Genomic DNA, 19,500 nt, shown 5'->3' with positions numbered 1-19,500 from the left:
GTCGCATCACCTGGTGCGGCGGCCCCTCTTAACGTTTAGCGGCTCCGAAGCCCCTTGGGACAGCCCCCCAGACGCCGGCGGGTTGCGCCATGCGCCGGCAATCGCACGCGCGATCACGTCCGCGGCAAGAAGTGCCCCCACCTCGCTGGGATGGACCCCATCGGACGAATAGGGCGAACCGACGCCATGGTACTCGACAAACGCAGAGCCAACGTCTGCCAGCACCGCCCCGCCCTCACGCGCGGCCGCAGCGAAGGCCCTGTGCATCAGCCCGTGCATCCCCATGCAGGGCGCAAAGCCGTCCGTGACGCCAGGCCCCTCACGGCGGACGTCGCTATGGGGGCAGTGGATGCAGGCTCGCCCGCAGGCCTCCGGATGCCTTTCCACCAGCCTCGCGAGCGCCGCAGAATCCCTCTCGTAGGCCCAGGTGCCATAGATGACGGGACGCGCACCCGCAGATCGCGCCAGCTCGCACAGCCCGGACGCCGCGCGCAGATATGCCTCGGGCGTCGTCGCCGGGGCATGCGACATCTCCTGGAGCACCACGAAGTCAAGGCCAGCCTGCCGCTCGCCGCACAGCCGACCGAGCGCGCGAAGCGTACGCGCCCCGTTTTTGGTCTTCGGGTTGAGGTGCTCGGACAGCCTCGCTCCCCCGCGCGCGTGGACGACGACCTCCACCTTGGCGCCGCAGCGCTCTGACAGTCGTGCCAAGAGCAGCCGAGGCAGGTCATGGGCGGTCGTCAGGCTGTTGCCCAGCATCAGCACGCGCATGATAGCACCTCGCCCCTCACCTGCACCGAGGCCGCAAACGGAAGAAGGGTCCCTAGCCAAGGCCGTGGGTCATCTCGACCTTGCGATAGTTGACGCCGCAGGAATCGAGAACGCGCTTGCTGATCTGGTTGTCGACCGTTCCGTCGTACTTGTCATCCAGGTAGACGACCTCGCCGATTCCCACCTGAACCAAGAGCTTCGCGCACTCGTGACAGGGAAACAGCGTGACATAGACCGTCGCGTCCTGCATGTCCTTCAGGCTGCCGCGAAAGTTCAAGATGGCGTTCGCCTCGGCATGGACGACGTAGCTGTGCTTGTCGTTCAGGGGGTCGTCGGTGGTGCCCCAGGGGAACTCGGCGTCCGATATGGCGTGAGGCGTCCCGTTGTAGCCGACCGTGAGGATGCGGTGGTCCGTGTCGGCGATGCAGGCCCCCACCTGCGTGTTGGGATCCTTGCTGCGAAGCTGCGCCGCAATCGCGACACGCATGAAGAACTCGTCCCAAGAGATAACGTCTCTGCGCTCGTCTGCCATGAAAGCTCGCTCCTTATTGCTGACGCGCCATACGCGCGAGCGCACGCCGCCTGGCGGAGGCAGTCGATTCGCACGCGCCGGTTTCGCAGCTAACCATAATACAAAACGCGGACTGGGCGGCAGGCGCCCAGTCCGTAGACAGTCAAAGCATGGGGCCAACGGCTAGAAGGACTCGCCCTCCGCCTTGGTCAGGGGACGAATGTCCTCCTGGGGATACGGAGAATCGGGACCGCCGACACCGTCGATAAAGTACAGGCCGCCCTTGGTCTTGTACAGCGTCTCCTCATAGCCGGCCGGATCGCCGAACTCTCCGAAGCAGCGGTTTCCGACGGCCTCGGCCTTGGCGGTATCGTACACGTGACGCTTGCCCTCGAAAGTCTTAGTCTTGCGCATACTCAATCCACTCCTCGCTACACGGCGAGCGGATCGTGGGGCGTCCACTCGCACACTCCGATATGAAAATAGTAGCCAAATTGCAGCTCGCGGGTCACTTGAGTCTTGGGCGCGCGCCTAAATGGAAACGTTTTTTAACATATGTCAAAACTACGGCATCGGCAGAGACAACTCGCAGAAACCGTCCCGGGGCACGAGGGGGACATCCGACTAGTCCTCGCCCTCTATGACCATGTTCTCGAAGCGGTTGCTCATGAACTCGTTCGAGTAGTGCGTGTCTATCCATACCTCAAACCCGTTGGCCGGCGGGATGCCGTGATCTCGTGCCGCGCGCCTCGCAAAGCACGCCGTGGTCATAAACACGTCCAGACCCAGGTAGACGGCAAGAATCAGCACGAACACCACCTGGCGCCTCGTCGTCGGCTCGCCAATCAGGTCAAGCAGCCACGGCGTCACGACGTCGGCCCAGATCAGCCCCAGGATTCCCCAGAACAACAGGAACGGCACCGCCACCCACTTGGTGATGGCGCCCGGCACGGCCGAGTAGTCCCACGAGACGGCGCCCATGAGGGTCTCCATTCCCCATCCCGTGATCTGCTCCAGAAGCCCGCCGACGATCATCGCGGCAAGAAACGTCTGCCACCACGTCGCGTTCCTGCGGCGCAGCTTGAGCGAGATGATGGTCAGCAGCGCGCAGCCCACTCCGTACAAAGGCGAGAAGGGCCCCCACACAAGACCGTAGCGCCCCTCGGTGAGGCCCGTCGTGATGAACATCCAGACCTCTTCCAGGGCGAGGCCCGCGACCGATCCCACCAGAAACAGTATGACAAGCTGGTACCAGCCTATCATCATGTGGTTCACGCGGTCGTTTCGGACCAGGCGCTCGGCCCTGGCAATGACCTTCAGTTGCGCGCGCGTAAGCCTGGTGGGCTTGCCAATCTCTTCTCGGTATCCCTTGAGGCGGTAGTAGTAGTCGAGTCCGGCGGCCGCCTTGCGAACGTCTTCGGGCAAATCGCGGTTCACGGCGGCGCGCTCGATGGGCTTGCCACGCCCAAGCCACGCGAAGAAAGCCCTTATAAGGCTGTAGATGACCCTAAGGGCCGCAGCCAGGAGCAAGAGACTGACAAGTGACCAAAACATGGGCCCACCTCCCAAGAGAACAAGACGACGTTCATAGCTAACGAACAACATGATGACACAGGTGGGGAGACCGCGCCTGCCGGCACCGCGCACCTCCCGCCCCCCGCCGCACCCGACTCCTTTGTTTCATCCCGACGCGCATCCCCACGAATCTTTCGCTCGTGGCATATCATGTGTAGGTTGCTTATTGTCGATCGGAGAAGAATGCACATCAGAGTCGCCACGGTGGATGACGCGCCGGAGCTCCTAGCGATATATGCGCCCTACGTCGAGGGAACGGCCATCACGGCGGAGTACGAGGTACCCACAGAAGACGAGTTCCGCGGGCGCATCGCCCACACGCTCGAGCGCTATCCCTACCTCGTCGCCGTCTCTGACGAATCTGATCTCGCAGGCGTCGACAGTCAGGGACGCATCCTGGGATACTCCTACGTCAGCCCCCTCAATACCAGGGCGGCGTACGACCAGTCGGTAGAGACCTCGATCTACGTCAGCCGGGATGCACGCGGCAGGGGCGTGGGACGCGCGCTGCACGACAGGCTGGTCAAGATTCTGACCTCGATGAACGTCACCAACATGTGCGCGTGCATCTCTGCCACCCAGGCGCAGGACGACCCATACCTGACCGACGCGAGTATCCGCTTCCACGAGCGCATGGGATACCGCATGGTCGGTCGCTTCGACGGATGCCAGAACAAGTTCGGCCGCTGGTACGACATGGTCTGGATGGAGCGCGTCATCGCACGCCACGTCATTCCCGCGCCCAAGTTCAAGCCGTTCCCGACAATCAAGTCAATCGCATAGGTCCCCAACCATCACCACGGAGAAGTGCATGCGTTCCACGCCCGAACTCAAAAGCCCGGCGCGACTAGCCCGTTATATAGCCACCTCCTTCGCCATAACCTGGTCGTGCTGGGGCCTCAGGGCCATCATCTCGAACCTCGGCGTCGCATCCATAGCAGACCCGCTGCCGAGCACGCTCTGGCTTGTAGGCGGGTTCGGGCCCGCCATCGGCGCAATCGCGGCCCTTCCCTGGCGCGACAAGTCGACGCTTCACAGGCTGTTCTTTAGCGCGCGGCCCAAGACGGCAAACCGCCTCATCATGTTCGCCGTCATCATCGTCGCAACGCTCGCCCTTTCCGCCGGGTTTCGCATCAACCCAAACGTCTCGCCCGCGCTGCTCCCCCTCATCTGGCTCGCGGCGACGGTCTGGGCGGGCGGAAACGAGGAGGTCGGCTGGAGGGCAACCATGCAGCCCCTGCTCGAGCACATAACGGGATCGTGGCTTCTCTCGACCATGGGGACGGGCGCCACCTGGGCAATCTGGCACCTGCCGTTCTGGTTCACGCCAGGGGACCCGCACCTCTCGACGCCCTTCTGGGCGTTCGCCCTCATGGCAATAGCGCTGTCGCTCCCGCTTTGCTCCCTGTACGCGACGACGGGTTCGGCGACCTACTGCGCCATCCTCCACGGCACCATCAACACCTTCATGTCGCTCTTCGGTCTCAACCCCAACGAGATGCTGGCACTGGGCCTGATCGTGTTGGTCGTCACGTCCCTCTGGCTGCTCGGCCACGCCGAGGCGCAGGAGCTCCGGTCGGACACGGCGGCCAACGGCCCGATCGGGAGCTAGTCCCGCAAGGACGACGCGAGGTAGGACTCGCCCCACAAACGCATGCTCTCGATAACGGGCCTGATGCTCTCGCCCGTCTCGGTAAGGAGATACTCGACGCGAGGCGGAACCTCCGGGTACACGCGCCGCGCGACCAGTCCCGCGTCCTCAAGCTCGCGAAGGTTGCCAGTCAGCACCTTCTGCGAGATGCCTGTCACCGACTTGCGCAGCTCGCCGAAGCGCTTCGTACCTTCCAGAAGGTCACGCAGAATGAGGATCTTCCACTTCGTTCCCATCAACTGGGCGCAGACCTGCACAGGACACGAGGGCAGGTCCGCCCTGTTGGGACGATTGCCGTTGCGAAACTCAACGTAGCCTTGCCCGACCGCATCAGCCATGGTCCACCTCTTTCGTTTCCAAAGGGAAGCTGCCTCGCCCTACGATATGTTATCACCTCGAGGGCACTTCTCTCCCCTTAGGGCAAATGCGTCTGTGCGACGGTCAAATGACCGCCCCAAACGGCAGCCCCCCTATCGGCGACCGGATGCATGCATCTCCTCAGGGTGAAGCGTCCAATCCGAGTCCTGGCACGCGAAGGTCGGCCTGTAGAGGCCGCCAGACAGGAGCAGGATGAGCCGGCGCACCCTGTCGGGAGCCAGGTCGGGATCGGTCGAGATCACGCAGTGGAGTCCGTCCGGCTCGATGGTCCTGATGCCGGTGTCTCGCATCCCGTTTCTCCTGAAGAACGCGTTGCGCCTGCGTCGCTGCTCCGAGTTGCGCGCATCCTCGTCGGGCTCCTCGACAATAGCGACCACGGGCTTCTCGCAGGCGATCATCTTGACCTGCGTCATCATCTTCCTGCCAAAGCCCTGCGACCTGCAGGTGTCGCTCACCGCGAGGTAGGGCATGTACATGCCGTCGTCGCAGTTGACCAGGTAGACGAAGCCCACGAACGTCTCGTCCTCGTAGAACGCAAGCAGGAGGACCGAGCTTCGGATGGTGTTGAGCCGCAGCCGCCAGAAGGGCAGCATCTCGGTCGCCGGAAACGACGCCCTCAGCAGGCGGTAGACGTCCCGGAAGCTCCGGGAGACGAGTCGCAGCCTCTTTTGCCTCAGCATCGTCTCTTCCTCACTCGAGCGGGCGCGCTACTTTGCGCCCCTGGCTGCCTTGGGCGAAGCCTTGCCGCCCTTGGCGCCCGAGGTGCCGGTTGTCTTCTTGGTCGTGGCGGCCTTCTTGGCCGCGGGCTTCTTCGAGGCGGCCTTCTTGGCCGCGGGCTTCTTCGTGGCGGCCTTCTTGACCGCGGGCCTCTTCGTGGCGGCCTTCTTGGCCGCGGGCCTCTTCGCGGCGGCGACCTCTGCGTCCGCCTCGGCCCTGACCGCGCTCAGCGCGCTGGCCGCAGCGGCACTCGCCGCCTGGGCCGCTTCGACGGCCGCCTCGCACTCGGCGATCCTCGCCTCTGCGGACAGCCTGTTCTGGGTTGCGTGCTCGACCGCGGCCTTCGCCTCGCCGGCAATCCACTCGGCGTCGGCGCGGTCGTGTGCGGCAGCATCTGCCTGGCCCTGGACGTCACGCGCCTTGCCCTCGGCCTCCGCAAGGAGGGCGGCCACCCGGTCGCGCTCCTCCCAGAGCTTCGCGGCCTTGGCCATCAGGTCGGCCTCGCGCCCGCGCTTCTGCTCGACAGAGGCGTCCTCGCGCTGGACGCGCGCCGCAGTGGCCTCGGCGTCCTTGATGGCAATCTTGAGTGCGTCGCGGGCTGCGGCCAGGCGCTCGCGCGCATCCGTCAGCGCGGCACGGGCATGCTCGTCCTCGTTTGCCGCATATGCGACGCGGGCCGAGACCCTGCGCTCCTCCAGCCCACCCGGGCTCAGGATCGCGGGAAGCAGCTGCCTAGTCTCCTCGAGCCACCAGCCCCAGCTGTGCGAGACGTCATAACCCCAGTACTCGAAGGTCGCCTTGACCCCCTTCTGGGCAAGCGCCTCCTCGAGCGTCTTCTGGGAGGCGATGCCCGACTCGCTCTGCTCCTGACCGCAGACGAACGCCAGGCGAAGCCTCTTGAGCTCCTGAGTCGCCTTGGCGCGCGGTCCAAGAGCGTCCACCAGCGAGAGGGGCGAGACCTTCTCCCAGAGGGCCGAGGGCTCACCGTTCACGAAGGCGCGAACGTCGTAGCTTCCGGAGAGCGCGAGTAGGCCACCAAAGGACGCGGGGTCACGCAGCACGGCGAGCGTCGCATTGAGGGCGCCCATGCCGGCACCAAGCGCGACAGGCGCCGCAGGCGAGGCCGCGTGCGCACGGACGAACGGCACGAGCCCGTCCTTAACGAACGAGAGGTAGCCCTCGATGTTGTCCACGCGGTACTCGTCGATGGCAAAGCGCGAGTACCAGCCAAGGTCGTCGGCGGAGTCGACGCAGAACAGCTGGACCGCGCCGTCGTCCATCAGGCTCGCAAGGCCGTCGATCATGCCTGCCTCCTGCCAGCTGGCAAACGACGAATCCCCCTCCGGGAAGACCAACACGGGCGTGCCCGATTCACCAAACACGGCGACGTCGAAGCTTTTCTGCAGGTCCTTGCTCTCGAGGGTGAACATCTGAGCCTTCATGCGACTCTCCTTTTGCTGGCAGGGGAATTGACGTTTTGACTGACATTTTAATAGTTCTGTCCATGGAGATAGCGCACGCAGGCCGTTGTCGTGAGGCAAAAGTTCATCTTCGCCCATAATGAGCCTCGTCACACCGAAGAAGCAGAGGAGAAGAACGTGATCAAGCTCATCTTGAGCGACCTAGACGAGACCCTCATCCACTTTGGCCTGGAGCACGCGACCGACCACGCGCTAGACGGCATCCACGCGGCACTTGACGCGGGCGTTCACTTCTCGGCGATCACCGGGCGCGTCTTCGCGGGCGTCCTCAGCGCGTTCGACGGAGACGAGCGCTGCTGCGCAACGGCAGCCTTCTCGAACGGCCAGGTCGTGCGCGCGGACGGCAAAATCCTGCATCGCGAGACCCTTGACCCGGCAGGCCTGCAGAAGGTCGCCGACCTCCTGAGGGACGAGCCCGACTTCGTCATGTGCCTCACCTTGGGAGTCGAGCGCGAGCACGCCCAGAGGTTCGTCATCTCCTCCGACCCCACGGACGCGCGCCACGCCGTCTCGCAGGGCGGCGACGAGATAACCGTCTGCACCACGCTGCCCGACGCACCCGTCGTAAAGGCGAACATCCGCGTCCTGGCGGACCCCGAGCGCATGGAGGCCATGCGCCGGCGCCTGAGCGAGCACGTCGGGGGGTTGAGGTTCTTCTCGCCCGGCCCGCAGGTTCCCCTGCTCGACATCGCCCCCGAAAACTGGAGCAAGGCCATGGGCGCCGAGGTCCTGCGCAGGCACCTGGGGCTCGAGCCCGAGGAGGTCGCGGTCTTCGGCGATGCCGAGAACGACCTCGAGCTGATTGACCTGTACCCCAACTCCGTGGCTGTTGCGAACGCGACGGACGAGGTGGCAAGGGCCGCCCGCTGGCACATCGGCGCGTCGGCCGACGACGCCGTGGCCGACGCCATCGCACAGATTGCCCGAGCCACCGCGGACGGCAGGATGCCGGAGTTCATGTGCGAGGAGGAGAACGAGCGCGGTCTGGCCATGCGCAGCCGTCCCACGGGAGACCGAAAGGTCGAAAGCCTTCCCATCTTCACCCCGAGGGGCTAGCCGGCAGTGACGCTCCGTGCGCAGGGAATCCCACTAGGCGTCGGGGAACTCGTTCAGCACGCGCGCGAGGGCATCTCCGTCGATGTTTCCGCCGCTCACGACCAGGGCGACGTTCCTTCCGCCAATCTGTTCGGCATGGTTCATGACTGCAGCCACGGCGAGGCAGCCAGCCCCCTCACATAGGAACTTCTCGCCCCGTGCCATGAACGCGACCGCGCGGCGCACGGTCTCCTCCGGCTCAACGAGTATGCCGTCCAGAAGATCGCGGTCGAGCTCGTAGGCAAGCCTGCCGACGCCGCCAACCGTCGCGTCACAGATGGTCTCGCCAATGGTCGGGTACTCCTCGTACATCACGCCATCGCGATACGATGCCACGAAGGCTGGCGAGGCCTCCGTCTGCACGCCGAAGACGCGCACGCCGGGCCTTGCGTGCTTGGCGGCCGTCGCCACACCCGTGGCCAGGCTTCCGCCACCCATGGGACAGATGATGGTGTCGATGTCGGGGTTCTGCTCCATAATCTCGAGGCCCACCGTGCCCTGCCCGCCGTAGACCTTCGGATCCTCGTCGCACGAGTCAATCAGCGTAAGCCCATGCTCGCGGATGTAGGCGAGCCCCTGAACGTGCGCGCCGTCGTAGTTGTCTCCCATCAGAAGGACGTCGCCGCCGAAGTAGCGAATCTTGTCCAGCTTCGACTGAGGCGTGGTTGAGGGCACGATGATCTTGGGCGCCTTGATGCCCAAGATGGACGCGGCGTATGCGACCGAGCTGCCGTGGTTTCCCGACGAGACCGCAGCCACCCCGCGGCGGACCTCCCCGGGCGTGAGCGTCAGCATCTTGTTCAGGGCACCACGAATCTTGAAGCTCTTCGCGCGCTGAAGGCACTCGAGCTTGAAGAAGTAGCGGCGCCCGGTCTTCGGGAACCTGCCGCCCAGGCCCGTTCCCAGGTAATAGGATTCCTCGAGCGGGGTCTTCCGCACGTAGCCGCGAATGCGCTCGCGAGCCTCCCAAACCTCCTGGAAATCGAACGGCATGCGCCACCACCCCTTAATCCGAGGCTAAAGCCTTTGCCACTAGTATAGGTATCTAGCTGCGACTTTGACGGACGCAACCGCTGGTTGTCAAAAAGTCGGGCCCGGTTGGCGGCGGCAACCGGGCACCGGGAGCTACGTTCGTGTCCAGACGGGAGCCCCGGCGCGCCGGCCCCGCACGACACGGGGATAGTCTGATACGTTTGTAGCAGGCGCGCCGAACAAGGAGTGCATCATGATTCTGGAGCAGGATGACCAAAGCCGCGCGGGCAGGGCATCCACCGAAGCCAACGGCCGGAAGGCAGTGCTCTGAATCGCCGCGACCGCCCTCTGCCTTGGCGTCGACTTCTGCACGGGAGTCTGGGACGCAGCCTGATTATCTGGCTCGTTGCAGCTGCGGCCACGTCGCCCTCGACCAGACGTTCAAGAGCAGGCGCAGGTAGCCGACGCGCGACCGGGTCACAAGACAAGATTGGAGTCACGATGAACGTTCAGATTTTCGGCAGCAAGAAGAGCAACGACTCCAAGAAGGCCGAGCGCTGGTTCAAAGAGCGCCGCATCAAGTTCCAGTACATCGACATGCGCGAAAAGGGGCTCTCGAAGGGAGAGCTGAACTCCGTCGCGTCTGCCGTCGGCGGAATCGCCCAGCTTCTGAACCCACAGTGCAAGGACGGCTATGCACTCGCCCTGGTGCAGCACACGCCGAAGTCCATGCTTGTCGACGTCCTGCTCGAGAACCAGCAGGTCATGCGCACGCCCATCGTACGCAACGGCAAGAAGGCGACCGTGGGGTTCGAGCCCGACGTCTGGAAGACCTGGGAGTAGGCCGGCTCCTACTTGCCATCCATAAAGCTTGTGCTGGGACCAGACAGCCGCTCGGGCACTTGGATGCCCGCGGCGGCCGCAGCCTCCTTCGCCCTCAGCACGTATGCCATGTTCAATCCGATGGCGCGCATCGTGCGCAAGCCCTCTATGTCCTTCTCGACGTCATCGGGAGTGAACCCGTGCGTCTCGTTCCAGTAGCTTCCGGACACGATGAGCATGTTGCTGATTCCGAAGTACTTGTTGAACTGGTCGTACGTGGTCACGCTGCCCGCGCGACGGGAGTTCGAAATGCCGGCGGCAGGCTTCATGTGAAAGCGACGGGGGTCGTTGGACGAATAGAATACTCGATCCATGAACGAGCGCATCTGTCCGGCCATAGAGGCGTAGTAGACGGGCGATCCGAACACGAAGCCGTCGGCGTCGAGGGCGAGCTCGTTGAACTCGTTCACCTTGTCTTCCATGACGCACTTGCCGGCCGTGGAGCAATAGCCACAGGCCTTGCATCCGCCGAGCTCCCTCGAGCCTATCCAGAAGTCAACGACGTCGATGCCGGCATCCTTGAGCGGAACGGCGACCTCCTGCAGCGCGCGAGCGGTGCATCCCCTCCTGTGAGGGCTTCCGTTGACCAAGATGACGTTCATGGGCTCCCCTTCCAAAGCATTTGGACCCGCGCCCGCCATTCGGGCGACGGGACGGCGTCTCCTTCGTTCCTTATACCCCACCCCACACCCGTCGCACGTGCGGCGCACGCCGCGGGCCGCACCGATGGCGTCGCTTCCCACCAGAGCCATTGTGCGTCTGGCACATCGTCGTAAAAGAAGGCTTTACAGCGCCGCCGAATGGGAACTATCATTCTTGGGCCGAAACGAAGCCGTATCCCGCATGTCACTAAGGAGGCCTAAATGGGCACGCCCAACACCGACGACCACATCCCTCGCATCTCCGGCACGCTGCGCGCTCACGCGCTCAGGCTTCCCGAGACCATCTACAAGGCAAAGGGCATGGTCGTCATGGGTCGTCGCATCAAGACGATCATCTTCTCGACCGACGTCGCCATCATCCGCAACTGCAACGCCGACGCGGTCCTGGCCGTCTACCCGTTCACCCCGCAGCAGACCATCTCGCAGGCCGTCATCAACTCCGCCATGGCCCCCGTCTTCGTGGGAGTCGGAGGCGGCGTGACCAAGGGGGTTCGCTCGGCCGTCATCGCGCAGGACGCCGAGGCCCAGGGTGCCTTTGGCGTCGTGGTGAACACGCCCATGAGCAACTCGAACATCCGCCTGATCCGCAGGCTGATCGACATTCCCATCGTCGCGACCGTCGCCGACGAGGGCGAGGACATCCAGGGTCGCCTGGATGCCGGCGTCTCGATCCTCAACGTCGCGGCCGGCGCCAAGACCCCCGAGGTCGTCCGTCAGATTCGTGAGGAGTTCCCCAAGGTCCCCATCATCGCGACGGGCGGCAACTCCGACGAATCGATCCTGGCCACCATCGAAGCCGGCGCGAACTCCATCGTCTACACCCCACCCACCACGGGACAGATCATCGGGGAGTTCATGTCGCAGTACCGCGCGCTCAAGACCAAGAACCCCGAGTTCAACTTCAAGACGACCGACACCGACCAGGATACCCTGCGCGACTTCCTCGAGATTCTGACCGGCGGCGACACGCTGCAGTAGCGCTAGGCACGCCTTCCTGAAATTTTCAAGCCAAACGCGACACGCCCTTCTCCCCCTATTTTGGGGAGAAGGGCGTGCGTTCATTGCCGAGGAACCGCCTTCGCTCTCGCCGTGCGCGAGTCCCTACTGCCTGTAATAGCGCAGGAAGTCCTCAAGGTTGTCCATCGCGTCCTCGAGCGTGTGCATGCGCGGCAGGTAGACCACGCGGAAGTAGCCCGGCGTCATCCAGTTGAACCCCTTGCCGCCCACGATCAGGACGTGCTTCTCTTTGAGGAGATCGAGGGCGAACTGGTCGTCGTCGCGGATGTTGAACTTCTGGGGGTCAAGGCGCGGGAACATGTAGAACGCGGCGTCCGGCTTGTTGACCGTGACGCCCTCCATCTGCGACAGGCGATCGTAGACGTACTCGCGCTGGTCGTAGATGCGACCACCGGGAACCAGATAGTTCTTGGCGCGCTGGATGCCGCCCAGGCAGGTCTGGACGACGGACTGCGCGGGGACGTTAGAGCACAGGCGCATGTTCGACAGCATGTTGATGCCATCGATTAGGTCCCTCGCGATGCGCTTGTTGCCGGAGAGGCTCATCCAGCCGATGCGGTAGCCCGCGATCATGTGGCTCTTGGAGAGGCCATTGAACGTGATGCAGAACAGGTCGGGCGCGAGGCTCGCGATGGAGACGTGCTCCTTGCCGTCCATCACCAGGCGATCGTAGATCTCGTCCGAGAAGATCACCAGCTGGTGCTCGCGCGCCACCTGGACGATCTCCTCGAGGACCTCCTTGGGATACAGGGCGCCCGTGGGGTTGTTAGGATTGATGATGACGATGCCCTTGGTACGCGGGGTGATCTTCGAGCGGATGTCGTCGATGTCGGGGTACCAGTTGGCCTGCTCGTCGCAGACGTAGTGGATCACGCGACCGCCGGCCAGCGTCGCGGAAGCCGTCCACAGCGGGTAGTCGGGGCTGGGAATCAGGATCTCGTCCCCGTCGTCCAGGAATGCCGACATGGCAAGGTTGATGAGCTCGGAGGCGCCGTTTCCGGTGTAGATGTCCTCCACGTCCACGTTGGGGATGCCCTTGAGCTGGTCGTACTGCATGATGGCCTTGCGCGCCGAGAAGAGGCCGCGGCTGTCGGAATAGCCCTCGCAGTCCCTCAGCTGGTCCTGCATGTCCTTTACGACCTCGTCGGGAGTGCGGAAGCCAAAGGGCGCCGGGTTGCCGATGTTCAGCTTGAGCACGTGGACGCCCTGGTCCTCCATGCGATTCGCCTCGTCGAGCACGGGGCCGCGGACGTCGTACAAGACGTTGTCGAGCTTGTGAGACTTGGTGAACATGCGCACGCCGTTCTCCATCTCGGGTTGGCGGGATGCCCTGCGAGAGCGAGAGCGCCTGGGCGCCTGAGGACGCGGCGCGGGAGAAGGACTCGGCTTCGACGTGGCGCCTTCCTGCGAACCCGTGACGGAGTCGGTCTGGGAGGCGTCATCGCCCGCGGACCCCATGGACGGCGTGGCATAGGAGAGCGACGAAGAGGATGCGTAAGACGAGGAGCCGTAGCCATCCCCCGCGAGCCAGTCCTCGCTCACGGAAAGAATGTCGGCCAGCAGCTCCATGATTCCGGGACGCGGCTCGGTCTTTCCGCTTAGGTACTGACTGATCTGGCTTTTTCCGAGCTTCTGCCCACGCTCCTCGGCAAGTCGAATCAGATCGATCTGCTTGAAGCCGTTGGACTCCATCGAACTTCTGAGCCTGTCTGCAAACGTCGTCTCCATGTTCGCCCTCCAAAGGTCGGGAACCGAGATAGTTCAAAGTCAGTTCAAGTTCATTTGAGAATAGCATGCCCAGAGCGCACGGGAGCCCATTGAGTTCAATTGTGTGCAAATGTTCCTTGCGAACGGTCATTTACGATAGGCAGCCTGGCATTGCCTCAGCATCTGTCCACATGCTCGCCGCAGCGATCGTCATAGTGTGCATTTCCGCAGATAACTTAGCTGATTCTAAGTCGTCGCAGGATAAGGCGCATCCAATATCACACCAACGCGCCAACATATACTTGCAGTGAATTTGATTCATACCTCTTGTCACAGTTGCTTCAAACCAAAATTGAACAAATTGAACAAGTTCACTACCATCGCTCGTCGGCGACGTTCTAAAGGCACCACGATTGTTCACATGATGCAGGATGGCAGGACCAGCGATCAAAAGAAGCAGCAGCAGATACAAATATGGCACCCCATGCCGTCGTATGGGGTGCCATATAGATAGCAGTTCAATTTCTTGCGTCAGCAAACGCTATGCAGCGGCGGAAGCCTTCCTGACGCGCGTAGCCTCAATCATGTTCAGGCTCTCCTCGACCACGGTGCGGGCGGCAATGCCGAAGAACCCGTGGGCGACCTTGGAAAGGACCTCGATGCGAGCGTTGGGTAGCAGCCTCGCAGCCTTGTGGGAATAGGCAAACGGCGCAATCTTGTCCCTGTCGCCGTGGAAGATGATCGTGCGCCCCTCGTAGGACTCCATGCCGGCATAGGGATCGTTGCTGATGGCGTCGAGGCCGAAGGCACGACCGGCAACCTGCCAGAGATCGAAGCTCTCGGGAATCTTGCTAGCGGTACCGAATGCCTTGACCATGAGGTCCTGGAGGTTGAAGGTGGGGTAGCAAAGCACCATGCCGCGGATGTCAGCCGCACCAGAGGTGGCGACGCGCGTCGCGGCGACGGCGCCCTCGCCCTGGCCCATCAGATAGATGTTGTCGACGTCGACGTCGCTGCGCATGACAAGAGCGCGCACGACGCTCTCGATGTCCTGCGCCATCGTGGCGACAGAGGCGTTCATGACATCGCCATCGCTGGTGGAGTGAGAGGAGCCACCGCGGAGGTCGATGGAGACCGCGACGTAGCCGTTGCGCGCCATGCTCTCGGCGTAGTCAACAGTGTCACGATAGCTGCCGCCAAAGGCGTGCGCGCAGACGACGACGGGCGCACACCCGTTCATGGCGCGCGGTGCGAAGAGAACGCTGTGAATGCGCTCGCTGCCACGCGCGCACCAGAGGTCCTCCTTGATATATGAGCTCACAGGTCGCTTGCCTAGACCATTCATACCAAAAGCCATGGATGTTCCTCCTGCAAAAAGAAACCCTGCAATAGCGCAGGGTAAATGTCAGAATGCAACCAGCAATTTCAAGCGTCGTGAGAGATTTTTACACGAAAACACGTTACTGTCTCCCTCGAACACGCGACCTACACGTCTCGTCTGCATCTTCGCCACAACTTATCGCTGCAGCTAGCGATAGGTAAACTATCGTGACGATAAATTCTGAAAACGATTTCTTTCGCTGCGTGCACCTCATCTCGCGTTATTCATTAATTCTAATACATATATGACATGTTCTTTTACGTTTAACAACCTATGTAAATAATTGCTACCGTTCACGGATGAAACTGGGGCGCCTCCGTCCATTTCAGCGTTTGACCACCTCATGCCATCGTTTTCCACCACTGCGGCACGTCGCCCCCCCAGGACGGCAGGAGGCCGCACCCCCCCCGCAGCCTTATGCCGCGCGACACAAAAAAGGAGACCCGAAGGCCTCCAAAGGTTCAATCTGTCTGTCTGGTCCTTAGACCAGCTTGCCGCGGCAGTGGTCGCACATGTGCTGGATCATCTGCGCGGTCCAGCCGATGAAGTCACGCTTCTTGCTCTTGAGCTCGCCGTCGACCAGCTCGTCGTAGGCGACCTTCACCTTCGCATAGCGAGTCACCTTGGAGGGCTCGTCCAGGGTCATGCAGCTCTCCTGGACCTTCTGAGCACCCAGGCCCATCATGATCCTGGGGTTGTACATGACGTGCGCCTGCTCGTTCTCGTCCAGGTAGGCGACGACGGCCTTGGCGACGCCAATCTGATTGGCGGCAAGGCAGCCACAATCCTCAAGCGACTTCATGGTGTCCACGAGATCCTGGGCGAGCTCGGCGTCCTCTGCGGTGGCCTTCTCGCACTTCTGGGAGAGGATTGCCTCGTCCTTAACCAGATCCTTGATCATGGGATAGTCCTTTCGACCGGGCCAACTTGTAGGGCCTCAACTCCGCGAGCGCCGCCTTCGCCGGCGCCACGCTCTCTCACGACTGCCCATTATCTGACATGGGCGCCTTAGTCGTGCTTGGAAAGCCAGGCTCCCACAAGTTCCAGATAGCGCGGGTTGTCGTCGGCAAAGCACATGTGGCGGCAGTTTGCCATGAGCTCCCAGCGCGCATGCGGGATGCCGTCGAACATGGTCTTGGCCACAAGCGGTGTGCAGAGGTCGCTCGTGCCGCTGACGATGAGCGTGGGGAGGTCGACCTCGCCCAGGCGGTCGCGATACTCCCAATCGCGCAGGGTGCCGGTCGGCGTCAGCTCGTCCGGTCCCCAGGCCACCAGGTACGACTCGGCCCCCTTCCTGCTCGGGCGGCGCAGGCACTCCGGGGCGTCGTCGGAAGGAACCTGGTCCGCACAGTGCAGCTGCATGTAGTGGGCGATGGCACGACGATAGCCCTCGTCGTCGTAGTCACCGCTCTCGCTGGCGCGCACAAGCGCCTCGTACTCGTCTTCGGGAAGCTCGCGCGCCATGCGCCACCCCTCGTCGCTCCAGAGCCTGGAGGAGGGATGGCCGCTGCTGATGACGATCGAGCGGCAGCGGCACGGGCGCCTCTCGACGGCATATTGGATGGCCATCATGCCACCCCACGACTGGCCCAGCAGGTGGTACTCGCCAAGGCCGAGCGAGTCGATGAGGTTCTCGAGCTCGGAAAGCCAGGTCTGGGCACACCAGAGCTCGGGGTGGCCCTCGAGGTAGGACTCTCCGCATCCCAGCTGGTCGTACGAGATGACGGCGCGTCCGTCGTCGGCAAGCGCGTCCAGCAGCTCAAAGTACGCGCGGGTCGAGCCCGGCCCGCCGTGCAGGCACACGAGCGGGGCCCGCCCGGCCTTCAGGTCACCCACGATGCGATAGTGGGTCCGGTAGTCCATAAAGGGAATGGAGCCCTCGGTCACTTTCCTCACGTAGCCCCCTCGTCTTTTGCGCCGCGCGTCCGGCCCAGCCCGCGTCGCGGCCATTTCATGCAATACTGCATACGATACGTCAGGAGTCGCGCGCGGCGCGCATGTTCTGGAAAGCTGGATAAGTTGTTTAACATCGTCCTCTTCGAGCCCGAGATCCCCTCCAACACCGGTGCCATCGGCCGCACCTGCGTGGTGACCGGGGCCCGCCTGCACCTGATCGAGCCCCTGGGGTTCAGCGTGGACGACAAGAAGCTCAAGCGCGCCGGCCTCGCCTACTGGGAGAGCCTCGACGTGACCACCTACCACAACTGGCAGGACTTCCTCCAGCGCAACGGACTCGCGGACAGGGAAGGCGACGTCTCGGCTGAGGGGGCGCACAGGCTGCACCTACTCACCAAGAAGGCCCGCAAGACCTACGTGCAGGCCCAATACCGCGAGGGTGACTTCCTGGTGTTCGGAAAGGAGAGCGCAGGCCTGCCCGAACGGCTGCTCGCCGACCTGCCCGACAGCTGCGAGCGCATACCCATGCTTCCCGACGACCAGACCCTCACCAACCGCGAGGAGTGGAGCGAGCGAGCCGACGCGCTGGGCGGAGGCTCGAGCGTCCTTCGGCACGACGCCCTGATGCGGCGCGACATCTGTGGCAACTTCGTCGATCCCGACGACTACCGCATCAGCGCGCTCAACCTGGCGAACTCCGCCGGCATCGTGCTGTACGAGGCGCTTCGCCAGATTGGCTTCCCGGGGATGGACGCCGGGTAGGAGCAAGGGGCCAGGCGCTTCTCCGCCGTGGCTATGCGCCGGACGAGAAGAACGCGGCATCCGCCGCGCGCCACGGTCTGAGTCGCGCGGGGTCGATCTGCACGTGGGCGTGTTCGGGCACGTCGCGCCACTTGACGGTGTAGCCCGCCCCATGCGCGCAGAAGACGGAGTCCGGCGTGTTGGGAAGGTCGGCCTCGGGATCGTAGGAGGCCTCCTCGACCACGCGGTCGGCGTCGTGGCACTCGTCGTATCCGTCAAAGGCGAGCGAGAAGTGCCCGCGTCCGCTACTGTAGGCGCTCACCTGGATCGCGTACTCCTGGCACTCCGAGGCGGGGACGCGCCCCTCGAGGGCCGCGAAGCCCCCGCACATCGCGGGCGCCCCGAAGCTCGCGCCCATGCGCTGCAGGTCGGACATGCCCCGCCCCAGCTGGTCCTGCGGCAGCTCGAGAGAGAAGCGGTACCAAGGCTCCAGCAGCACGGACCTTGCGCCCATCAGGGCCTGGCGCACGGCGCGATAGGTCGCCTGTCTGAAGTCGCCTCCCTCGGTGTGCTTGGAGTGGGCCCTGCCTCCCAGCAGCGTGACGCGCACGTCGGTCAGGGGCGAACCCGTAAGGACGCCCAGGTGGGGCCGCTCCATCGCATTGGTCAGGATGAGGCGCTGCCAGTTTCGGTCAAGGTCGTCCTCGCTGGCGCGCGTGCCGAAGACCACGCCCGACCCGCGCGGCAGGGGCTCGATCAGCAGCTGCACCTCCGCGTAGTGGCGCAGCGGCTCGAAGTGGCCCACGCCCCGCACGGCCTCGGCGATCGTCTCGCGGTACATGATGCCGCCAGGCCCAAAGCCCACCTTCATGCCAAAGCGCTCCTCCAGCTCCTGGCGCACCACCTCGAGCTGGATGGGCCCCATGAGCTGCAGACGCACCTCCTGGAGCTGCTCGTTCCAGACGACGCCCAAAAGCGGGTCCTCCTCCGCCAGCCGAGCAAGGGCCTCGTGCACGCGATGGGCCTCGACCTGGCCGGGCTCGACGCTGTAGCTAAGGACCGGCGCGAGCGTCGGCTCGCTCCCCTGGGGCTCCGCACCCAGGGCGTCGCCCGGCAGTGCATGGACCAGGCCGCACGCAGCGCACACCTGACCGGCCCCCACACGGTCCACGGAGTCGAACTTGGCGCCCGAGTAGATCCTGAGCTGGCTGACCTTGTCTGCCCACGATCGCCCGTCGCGACGGCCCACACCTTTTACCAGGTCGCGCGTGCGCAGGCAGCCGCCCGTCACCTTGAGCCACGAGACACGCTCGCCGCGCGCCTCGTGGGTGACCTTGTACACGCGTGCTGCGAACTCCTTGGGGTGCTCCCGCGGCGCGACCAGGCCGCAGAGGCCATCCAGAAACTCGTCAACCCCCTCCAGACGCAGGGCCGACCCGAAGAAGACGGGATGCGCCCTACGCTCGGCCACCAGCCTGCGCACGGTTGCGACCGAGAGCACGCCCGCATCCAGGTACTCGTCAAGCGCGGACTCGTCCAGGATGGCCATCGCCTCCTGCGCCTCGGTATCAAACAGGCAGGCGCAATCCACGCAGCCCTGGCTCAGGCGGTCGCGCAGCAAGACCATGGTCGCCTCGCGGTCCGGGCTCTCCAGATCGCACTTGTTCACGAAGATGACGGTGGGGACGCCGTAGCGCTCGAGCAGACGCCAAAGCGTGAGGGTGTGCCCCCGCACGCCGTCGTTGGCGCCGACCACCAGCACGGCGCAGTCCAACACCTGGAGCGTGCGTTCGGCCTCGGCGCCAAAGTCGACGTGGCCGGGCGTGTCGACCAGCATGAGGTGCACCCCATCGTGGTCAAGCACCGCCTGGGACGAGAAGATCGTGATCCCCCGCTCGCGCTCCATGCTGCTCGCGTCCAGGAACGAGTCGCCATGGTCGACGCGCCCGAGCTTGCGAATGGCGCCCGCCCGGTACAGCAGGGCCTCGGCGAGCGTGGTCTTGCCCGCGTCAACGTGGGCAAGCATGCCCACGACGGCCTGCCTCGAACCCGTTTGGCCCGAA

At 63.9% G+C, this 19,500-nt stretch carries 20 protein-coding genes; 6 read left to right on the top strand and 14 right to left on the bottom strand.

Features of this window, described 5'->3' with window-relative positions; genetic code table 11:
* Window positions 1-6 precede the first annotated feature (6 nt).
* From BMY31_RS00185 to BMY31_RS00170, 4 genes are all read right to left on the bottom strand, one after another.
* Window positions 7-771, bottom strand: a complete 765-nt coding sequence (locus BMY31_RS00185) for an SGNH/GDSL hydrolase family protein (protein WP_180363862.1) — start codon at window positions 769-771, stop codon at window positions 7-9.
* A gap of 52 nt (window positions 772-823) precedes the next feature.
* Entirely contained in the window at window positions 824-1,303 is a 480-nt protein-coding gene (locus tag BMY31_RS00180) for a deoxycytidylate deaminase (protein WP_078686280.1), read from the bottom strand.
* 162 nt (window positions 1,304-1,465) lie between these two features.
* Window positions 1,466-1,696: a hypothetical protein gene (locus BMY31_RS00175; protein ID WP_078686279.1), complete on the bottom strand. Its 231-nt coding sequence runs from the start codon at window positions 1,694-1,696 to the stop codon at window positions 1,466-1,468.
* 210 nt (window positions 1,697-1,906) lie between these two features.
* Window positions 1,907-2,836, bottom strand: coding sequence for a putative ABC transporter permease (locus BMY31_RS00170; protein WP_091007241.1), 930 nt, complete (start codon window positions 2,834-2,836; stop codon window positions 1,907-1,909).
* A 204-nt stretch (window positions 2,837-3,040) separates the two neighbouring features.
* Here BMY31_RS00170 and BMY31_RS00165 point away from each other — a divergent pair, with 204 nt between their 5' ends.
* On the top strand, window positions 3,041-3,640 hold the full coding sequence (locus BMY31_RS00165) for a GNAT family N-acetyltransferase (RefSeq protein WP_078686277.1): 600 nt from the start codon (window positions 3,041-3,043) through the stop codon (window positions 3,638-3,640).
* 28 nt (window positions 3,641-3,668) lie between these two features.
* Complete coding sequence (locus BMY31_RS00160) at window positions 3,669-4,469, top strand: CPBP family intramembrane glutamic endopeptidase (protein ID WP_091007238.1); 801 nt, start codon at window positions 3,669-3,671, stop codon at window positions 4,467-4,469.
* Here BMY31_RS00160 and BMY31_RS00155 read toward each other — a convergent pair.
* From BMY31_RS00155 to BMY31_RS00145, 3 genes are all read right to left on the bottom strand, one after another.
* Window positions 4,466-4,846, bottom strand: a complete 381-nt coding sequence (locus BMY31_RS00155; RefSeq protein WP_078686275.1) for a winged helix-turn-helix transcriptional regulator — start codon at window positions 4,844-4,846, stop codon at window positions 4,466-4,468. The two genes, BMY31_RS00160 and BMY31_RS00155, sit on opposite strands and share 4 nt — an antisense overlap.
* A 132-nt stretch (window positions 4,847-4,978) precedes the next feature.
* Window positions 4,979-5,566, bottom strand: coding sequence for a GNAT family N-acetyltransferase (locus tag BMY31_RS00150; RefSeq protein WP_078686274.1), 588 nt, complete (start codon window positions 5,564-5,566; stop codon window positions 4,979-4,981).
* A 27-nt stretch (window positions 5,567-5,593) separates the two neighbouring features.
* Window positions 5,594-7,045, bottom strand: coding sequence for an alpha/beta hydrolase-fold protein (locus tag BMY31_RS00145; protein ID WP_180371309.1), 1,452 nt, complete (start codon window positions 7,043-7,045; stop codon window positions 5,594-5,596).
* A gap of 156 nt (window positions 7,046-7,201) precedes the next feature.
* Here BMY31_RS00145 and BMY31_RS00140 point away from each other — a divergent pair, with 156 nt between their 5' ends.
* Window positions 7,202-8,140 (top strand): HAD-IIB family hydrolase, encoded by a 939-nt coding sequence (locus tag BMY31_RS00140; protein ID WP_159443944.1) that lies wholly within the window; start codon window positions 7,202-7,204, stop codon window positions 8,138-8,140.
* A gap of 33 nt (window positions 8,141-8,173) precedes the next feature.
* Here BMY31_RS00140 and BMY31_RS00135 read toward each other — a convergent pair whose 3' ends face one another.
* The gene (locus tag BMY31_RS00135) at window positions 8,174-9,172 is read right to left on the bottom strand and encodes a threonine ammonia-lyase (RefSeq protein WP_078686271.1); all 999 of its coding nucleotides are present in this window, start codon (window positions 9,170-9,172) and stop codon (window positions 8,174-8,176) included.
* 480 nt (window positions 9,173-9,652) lie between these two features.
* On the opposite strand from BMY31_RS00135, the gene BMY31_RS00130 reads away from it, so the two are divergent.
* Window positions 9,653-9,994, top strand: a complete 342-nt coding sequence (locus BMY31_RS00130; protein ID WP_078686270.1) for an arsenate reductase family protein — start codon at window positions 9,653-9,655, stop codon at window positions 9,992-9,994.
* An 8-nt stretch (window positions 9,995-10,002) separates the two neighbouring features.
* On the opposite strand, the gene BMY31_RS00125 is transcribed toward BMY31_RS00130, so the two are convergent.
* Window positions 10,003-10,635 carry a flavodoxin family protein gene (locus BMY31_RS00125; protein WP_078686269.1) on the bottom strand — a complete coding sequence of 211 codons (633 nt, stop codon included), beginning with the start codon at window positions 10,633-10,635 and terminating at the stop codon, window positions 10,003-10,005.
* Between the two features lie 261 nt (window positions 10,636-10,896).
* Here BMY31_RS00125 and BMY31_RS00120 point away from each other — a divergent pair, with 261 nt between their 5' ends.
* Window positions 10,897-11,673 carry a hydrolase gene (locus BMY31_RS00120; protein ID WP_078686268.1) on the top strand — a complete coding sequence of 259 codons (777 nt, stop codon included), beginning with the start codon at window positions 10,897-10,899 and terminating at the stop codon, window positions 11,671-11,673.
* Window positions 11,674-11,796: 123 nt separating this feature from the next.
* Here BMY31_RS00120 and BMY31_RS00115 read toward each other — a convergent pair whose 3' ends face one another.
* The 4 genes from BMY31_RS00115 to pepI form a co-directional block, all read right to left on the bottom strand.
* Window positions 11,797-13,440 carry an aminotransferase class I/II-fold pyridoxal phosphate-dependent enzyme gene (locus BMY31_RS00115; RefSeq protein WP_091007232.1) on the bottom strand — a complete coding sequence of 548 codons (1,644 nt, stop codon included), beginning with the start codon at window positions 13,438-13,440 and terminating at the stop codon, window positions 11,797-11,799.
* A gap of 520 nt (window positions 13,441-13,960) precedes the next feature.
* Window positions 13,961-14,740, bottom strand: coding sequence for an alpha/beta hydrolase family protein (locus tag BMY31_RS00110; RefSeq protein WP_180371308.1), 780 nt, complete (start codon window positions 14,738-14,740; stop codon window positions 13,961-13,963).
* 541 nt (window positions 14,741-15,281) lie between these two features.
* Entirely contained in the window at window positions 15,282-15,701 is a 420-nt protein-coding gene (locus BMY31_RS00105; RefSeq protein ID WP_078686265.1) for a peptide deformylase, read from the bottom strand.
* A gap of 107 nt (window positions 15,702-15,808) precedes the next feature.
* Entirely contained in the window at window positions 15,809-16,696 is an 888-nt protein-coding gene (pepI, locus tag BMY31_RS00100; protein WP_257612278.1) for a proline iminopeptidase, read from the bottom strand.
* Between the two features lie 123 nt (window positions 16,697-16,819).
* Between pepI and BMY31_RS00095 the strand changes: the two genes are divergently transcribed.
* The gene (locus BMY31_RS00095) at window positions 16,820-17,458 is read left to right on the top strand and encodes a tRNA (cytidine(34)-2'-O)-methyltransferase (RefSeq protein WP_180371307.1); all 639 of its coding nucleotides are present in this window, start codon (window positions 16,820-16,822) and stop codon (window positions 17,456-17,458) included.
* A 31-nt stretch (window positions 17,459-17,489) separates the two neighbouring features.
* Here the strand turns inward: BMY31_RS00095 and BMY31_RS00090 are convergent, their stop codons facing one another.
* Window positions 17,490-19,469 carry an elongation factor G gene (locus tag BMY31_RS00090; protein ID WP_257612276.1) on the bottom strand — a complete coding sequence of 660 codons (1,980 nt, stop codon included), beginning with the start codon at window positions 19,467-19,469 and terminating at the stop codon, window positions 17,490-17,492.
* Between the last annotated feature and the right edge of the window lie 31 nt (window positions 19,470-19,500).

Source organism: Parafannyhessea umbonata, assembly GCF_900111255.1.
In the GTDB taxonomy this organism is placed as follows: domain Bacteria; phylum Actinomycetota; class Coriobacteriia; order Coriobacteriales; family Atopobiaceae; genus Olsenella_J; species Olsenella_J umbonata_A.
The sequence above is the reverse complement of the archived record's forward strand: the minus strand, read 5'-3'. Positions and strand labels throughout refer to the sequence as shown.